The sequence below is a fragment of the uncultured Gimesia sp. genome, from assembly GCF_937910335.1.
Lineage (GTDB): Bacteria > Planctomycetota > Planctomycetia > Planctomycetales > Planctomycetaceae > Gimesia.
This window is the reverse complement of record NZ_CALEMX010000352.1, coordinates 1-5,828: the sequence shown is the minus strand read 5'-3', so window position 1 is coordinate 5,828 and position 5,828 is coordinate 1. Positions and strand designations below refer to the sequence as shown.

At 48.4% G+C, this 5,828-nt stretch carries 5 protein-coding genes and 1 pseudogene; 5 read left to right on the top strand and 1 reads right to left on the bottom strand.

The genetic code is table 11. The annotated features are described in order from the left end of the window. Nucleotides 1-138: 138 nt before the first annotated feature. Complete coding sequence (locus Q0668_RS14235; RefSeq protein ID WP_298865824.1) at nucleotides 139-858, top strand: ABC transporter ATP-binding protein; 720 nt, start codon at nucleotides 139-141, stop codon at nucleotides 856-858. Continuing rightward, a complete protein-coding gene (locus Q0668_RS14230; protein WP_298865823.1) occupies nucleotides 855-1,994 on the top strand; it encodes an ABC transporter permease in 1,140 nt (379 codons plus the stop codon). Before Q0668_RS14235 ends, Q0668_RS14230 begins: the two co-directional genes overlap by 4 nt. Nucleotides 1,995-2,001: 7 nt before the next feature. On the opposite strand, the gene Q0668_RS14225 is transcribed toward Q0668_RS14230, so the two are convergent. Further along, nucleotides 2,002-3,447 carry a DUF1501 domain-containing protein gene (locus tag Q0668_RS14225; RefSeq protein WP_298865822.1) on the bottom strand — a complete coding sequence of 482 codons (1,446 nt, stop codon included), beginning with the start codon at nucleotides 3,445-3,447 and terminating at the stop codon, nucleotides 2,002-2,004. Nucleotides 3,448-3,917: 470 nt separating this feature from the next. Between Q0668_RS14225 and Q0668_RS14220 the strand changes: the two genes are divergently transcribed. The 3 genes and pseudogenes from Q0668_RS14220 to Q0668_RS25900 form a co-directional block, all read left to right on the top strand. Further along, nucleotides 3,918-4,205, top strand: coding sequence for a hypothetical protein (locus Q0668_RS14220; protein WP_298865821.1), 288 nt, complete (start codon nucleotides 3,918-3,920; stop codon nucleotides 4,203-4,205). Nucleotides 4,206-4,396: 191 nt separating this feature from the next. Then, nucleotides 4,397-5,605: pseudogene (locus tag Q0668_RS14215) on the top strand (DUF1501 domain-containing protein); the annotation flags it as partial. Next, a partial coding sequence (locus Q0668_RS25900) for an EamA family transporter (RefSeq protein ID WP_366918903.1) occupies nucleotides 5,598-5,828 on the top strand: 231 nt, incomplete at its 3' end. The pseudogene Q0668_RS14215 and the gene Q0668_RS25900, both read left to right, overlap by 8 nt.

The window sequence follows — 5,828 nt, the reverse complement described above, 5'->3', positions numbered from 1 at the left end:
GAACTCCAACGGACCATTTGTGGAAGTCAAACAAGGCCTCGATCTAACGAGCCATCTGATTTCTTCTCCCACGACTGGTCTCAATCCGGGAGATCGAATCCAGATCATGGGCGAAACAGATCAGGAAGGAAACTAAGTATGCCACTTGTCAGCATCAAGAACCTGACCAAACAATATCACAAGGGGGGCGAGACGATCACTCCCCTGGATTCTGTTTCACTCAATATCGAGCAGGGAGAATTCCTGTCGTTAATGGGATCCAGCGGGACGGGAAAATCAACACTTCTAAATCTCATTGCAAGCATCGACCACCCCGACTCTGGTTCGATTGTCGTTGATGGCGTCGAAATCACAACGCTCTCACGATCTCAACAGGCACGTTGGCGGGCCTCCCATCTAGGTTACATCTTTCAAACACATAATCTCGTACCCGTACTTACCGCTTATGAAAACGTTGAACTCCCGTTATTACTTTTACCCATGTCCCGATCGGAGCGTAAAAAACGCGTGGAAGTAGCAATGCAGGCCGTCGACCTGCTGGATCGGGCCAATCATTATCCGCGTCAAATGTCAGGAGGACAGGAACAACGTGTGGGCATTGCACGGGCAATTGTCAAACACCCTGAAATTGTCGTCGCCGACGAACCAACGGGCGACCTGGATGCAGAAACGTCAGAACAAATTCTAGACCTGCTAAAAAGATTGAATCGAGAGTTAGATATTACAATGTTAATGGTGACACATGACTCTGCAGCTGCTCAAATTGCAGACAGACAGTTTACTCTAGATCATGGAAAATTGATCCAGACGCATAATGTTACTACAGCAGCATTTGCCACGAGTGGGGATCAAACATGAAACTGATTGCCTACATTCTGAAATCACTCTGGGGACACCGTGCGCGAACGATGTTAACCGTCGCCGGATCTGCAGTAGCCTTGTTTGTTTTCTGTTTCATTCAATCCATTCAGGAAGGCATGAATGATTTAAAGCAACGACAGGAAGCCCGCGGTTCGTTAATCGTCTTCCAGGCAAATAAATTCTGTCCCGCCACCAGTCATCTCCCTCAAGACTACGATCAACAAATTTCAAAATTTGCGGGCGTGAAAGATGTGATGCCGATCCAGGTCTTTACGAATAATTGTCGTGCGAGTCTGGATGTAGTCGTGTTTTATGGAGTACCACCACAAAAGCTACGCACCGCGCGCGATTTTGAATTTCTCTCCGGAAACTGGTCTGATTTTGAAACACACCAGGATGCAGCCATCATTGGACGGGCCGTGGCAGCACGACGTGGCATTAAAGCCGGTGATAAATTTTCGATCGGCGATCTCTCTGTGAATGTCGCCGGCATCTATCAAAGCGATAACCCCGCGGAAGAGAATTATATTTACAGTCACCTTGATTTTTTACAGCGCCGGCAAGGTATCAATCTGGTAGGTACGGTCACGCAATTGGAAGTCATCTTAAAACCGGGCACCGACCCGCTCATTACCAGCACCGCCATTGATGAACGATTTCGCGGCGGTCCCGTCGAAACCAACACGCGTGCCAAAGGAGTCTTTCAGGCAAATAGTCTCGGTGATTTATCGCAGTTAATCGAGATGTCGTACTATCTGGGGCTGGCATGTGTAGGACTGGTTCTGTCATTAGTGGCTACCACAACACTGATGTCGGTCGAAGATCGCATTCAGGAACATGCGGTCTTACGAACGTTGGGTTTTTCGGGAGTGAAAGTCTTTGGACTGGTTCTGGCGGAAAGCACTTTGTTAAGTATCGCAGGGGGATTCCTGGGAGTCGGAGCCGCTTTAATCACTCTAAAAATCAGCAGCCTTTCAGTGGGAGCAGAAGCAGTGACCGTTGCCTTCATCCCCTCACTCCATCTGGCATGGGTCGGCATGCTTCTAGCTATGGTAACGGGAATTTGTGCGGGAATTATCCCCGCATGCTATGCATCGCGTACCGAAATCGTGCCCGCATTGAGACACGTTTAACCACACTTTAAGAGAGCCCCGGTATCGGAGTTCCTTCGTAGATGAAATGGGGACGGTCGACATCGTCATGCCAGTAGGTGGTTTGCGGCAAACCTAATGCACGGTAAATTGTCGCTGCAAAGTTTTCCGGTTTCTGCGGTAGATCGATGGGGAATCCACCCATACTATCTGTTGTGCCAATAACGCGGCCCCCTTTGATGCCACCACCGGCCAGGAAGACCGATTGAACAGCGCCCCAGTGATCTCGCCCCGGTAATGCATAAAATTGGGATAGCTGAGAAAGTTTCGGCGTGCGCCCAAATTCACTGCACATGACAATCAGTGTATCTTTAAGCTGACCACTTTCTGACAAATCGTCGAGCAAAGCAGAAACAGCACGGTCCGTCGGTGGTAATAACTTATCTTTAAGATGTGGAAAGATATTGCCGTGCGTATCCCAAGATTCATTATTACCCAGGTTGACCTGTACCAGATTTACGCCCGTCTGAACTAAACGTCGCGCCATCAGCAGCGACCAGCCAAACGAGTTTTTCCCGTAACGTTCCTGTGTTTTATCATCCGCATTGGTCACATCCATCGCATAATGGACTTTCTCATCATTTAACAGAGAAATCGCTGCACTGCGATAGCGGTCAAAGCTTTCAACCTCGCCGGCAATATCAAGTACTTTGCGTTGTTTCCCTAACTCTTTCAGCAAACTGATGCGGTTATTCATCCGCCCTTGAGTCATGCCTTGCGAAAGTTTCAGATGCGGTGTTTGAAAGACACGTTTGTCGTCGCCCCCCCGCTGCTGATGATCGAATGCGTAATCCGGAAATGCGCCATATGATTGCACGTGGAATGGAGAAGCTTCGATGAACCAGGGATCTCGATTGGAACCCATTGTGCCAGCAAACTGTCCTGGAACCACGCGTCCCGTTCGATGCATAATTTTATCAGGCAGCACAATAGCGGGTGGCAGATTTGTGCGAGCACGAATGACGCCGCCAGCGATCGCAGCAATCGAAGGATGGTCCGTTGACATCGGACGGCTTGGATTAAATCCGATAGGTTTACCCGAACGACCGGTCAACATGATGTGATGACCCAACGAATGGTCATTAGTACCATGCGCCAATGTTCGACAAACCGACCACAGATGGCTGCGCTGTGCCAACATTGGAAGATGTTCACTGATTTGAAGACCCGGAATCTTCGTGGAAATGGGATCAAATTCTCCACGAACTTCAGAGCTGGCCTCCGGTTTCATGTCGAACGTCTCGTGTTGAGACATGCCCCCGGAGAGAAAGATAAAGATACACGACTTCGCCGTTTTGTGTTTTGTAGGCGCAGCTGCTTTCGCTCGTAGGGCATCCAGATGATTAATTCCAAACCCAAGCAGGCTGACGGAGCCAACTTCAATTGCCGTCCGACGAGATATCTGCGGATGACAGGCCGGATTATTTGCAGGCATCACGACTCTCCTGAATCCAAGAGACTAACATACAAGCGTAAGAGGTTATCTTAATATACTTTACATATATCAATATAATCTAATACGTTACCGCGGAAAAGTCCAATCAATAGTATTTGACCAAAGTTAGTATACTATGATTTCGTACAAATCGAAGAACTGGCTTAATAAATAACTAAAATGCCCTGTTTTTTAAAGCGTTTAATATTAACGTCCCCGCAAAAAACAAACTCCACTCAAATTCTGATTGACGATTGACGATACTGTATATATGCTTTGAATTATCGATTCCCTCCCCGTTCACCAGGTGGTGGCCGCGTACGACTCGCTGCAGGTAGTCGCATCATAATTGTCATTGTATTTATTCTTTTGAAGGCCTGTATTGGAATCCAGGCCCGACTCTCATGGATGATAGCGAGCGCCTTCGTGCGCCCCTCACACGCGCCGACTGCAGCGCAAAGGAGAATTCAATGAACCAGTATTTAACTGACCGACAACAACAAATACTCGACTATATTACCAACGAAATTGATCACACAGGAAAAGCGCCCACCTACTTCGAGATTGCCCGCGCATTAGAGATTCACTCGCTCAGCATTGTTTCCCAACACCTGAAAGCACTAGAGCAGAAAGGCTGGATTACTTGCCAACCACTACAATCAAGGGGTATTGCATTGAACGAAAATGTCCGCGACTATCGACTTGCCTTTTGGGGCAACGTGGAAGAGGGTCGCGTGGCCTTTAATAAGACCATCTGAGAACGCGCATCATTCGCGTTTTATTCGGTACAGATGATCTGTTCAGAGACATCATTTTCTTAATTTTCGCTCTGATAGCGGCAATTATTCTATTCAAACCAAACACATTAGTGTACGCTTATGTAACCTCAGGGTTCTTTTAGAAACTCAGTGTTGATGAATCGATTTGTTTTACTTGAAAGTTGAAATTGATGCTCAGGATTGAAAATCAATCAGTTCGTTTCTGCGACCGGATGCCTCGACGTTCTTTCATGCAGATTGGTGGTTTGGCATTAGGCGGCGCTTCTCTACCACAGATCTTACGAGCGCAGGAACAAAGTGGGAAACCATCATCCCACAAAGCGGTCATCATGATTTTTCTCGCCGGTGGCCCTCCGCATCAGGACATGTTTGATTTAAAACCAGATGCGCCGTCTGAAATACGAGGTGAGTTTAAGCCAATCGACACGAACGTGCCTGGCATTCAAATCAGCGAGTTAATGCCACGGGTGGCGGGAATGATGGATAAGTTCTCAATCATTCGCTCTCTTGTTGGCGCAGAAGGCCGACACGACTCTTTTGAGTGTTGCACAGGCCATCACTTCCGCAGTGCACAGCCTCAAGGTGGCTGGCCCGCATTGGGATCGGCACTTTCCAAAGTCAAGGGACCAGTCAACCCAACCGTCCCACCCTATATCGATTTGTCGCATACAATGGCCCATAATCCCTGGAACATAAAAAGCTCCGGCTTCCTCGGATTGGAACATGCGCCATTTCGACCAGATGGACGCGTCATGGAAAATATGACACTCAACTCGATTTCCAACGCACGCCTCAGCGAACGCGCCAACTTGCTGAATGAACTGGATCGCTTTCGCAAAGTCGCAGAGACACAGCTCACGGATGGAACCTATGGCGGCCATACAAAACAGGCTTTGGAAGTGCTTTCCTCATCGAGGCTCGTAGAAGCCCTGGATCTGAAAAATGAAGATCCTAAAGTTCGCGCTCGCTACGGAACAGACAGCCCCAAGGTTCTGAACTACCCGCTGAAAAATGGCTATCAGGCAATCATGTCTCGTTTTCTTCAGGCGCGCCGTGCTGTTGAAGCGGGCGCTCGCTGCGTAACATGCAGCTTTGCCCATTTTGATTGGCATGGGAATAATTTTGGATATGCAAGAAAAGTCATCCCGTTGCTCGATCAAGGTGTTGCAGCTTTAGTAGAAGATCTGCACGAACGAGGCATGGAAAAAGATGTGACGGTAATCGTCTGGGGAGAATTTGGACGGACTCCAAAAATTAATAAAAACGCAGGACGCGATCATTGGCCACGCGTGCATGCCGCATTAATGGCGGGAGGCGGAATGAAAACCGGGCAAGTCATCGGTTCGACCAACAGGTTAGCTGAAGAAGCCGTTGATCGCCCCGTGCATATGCAGGAAGTCTTTGCGACCCTGTATCACAATCTGGGAATTGATACTGCGAACAACGCCACTTTTTGGCACTGTAGTTGCTGCTGTTTGGCTTGGGGAAAGATTTACCTTCAACCGATTGATCGGATTTGTACTGGGCTTTGCGGGTGTAGTCGTATTAGTTGGCTGGCGTCCTTTTGAAGCAACGCCAGCCTTTTTTCTGGCTGTGGCGGCG

Bases quoted from the DNA above. Each gene is read 5' to 3' on its own strand.
- Q0668_RS14220 (WP_298865821.1), top strand. From the start codon at position 3,918: ATGAACCAGTATTTAACTGACCGACAACAACAAATACTCGACTATATT.
- Q0668_RS14235 (WP_298865824.1), top strand. From the start codon at position 139: ATGCCACTTGTCAGCATCAAGAACCTGACCAAACAATATCACAAGGGG.
- Q0668_RS14230 (WP_298865823.1), top strand. From the start codon at position 855: ATGAAACTGATTGCCTACATTCTGAAATCACTCTGGGGACACCGTGCG.
- Q0668_RS14225 (WP_298865822.1), bottom strand. From the start codon at position 3,447: ATGCCTGCAAATAATCCGGCCTGTCATCCGCAGATATCTCGTCGGACG.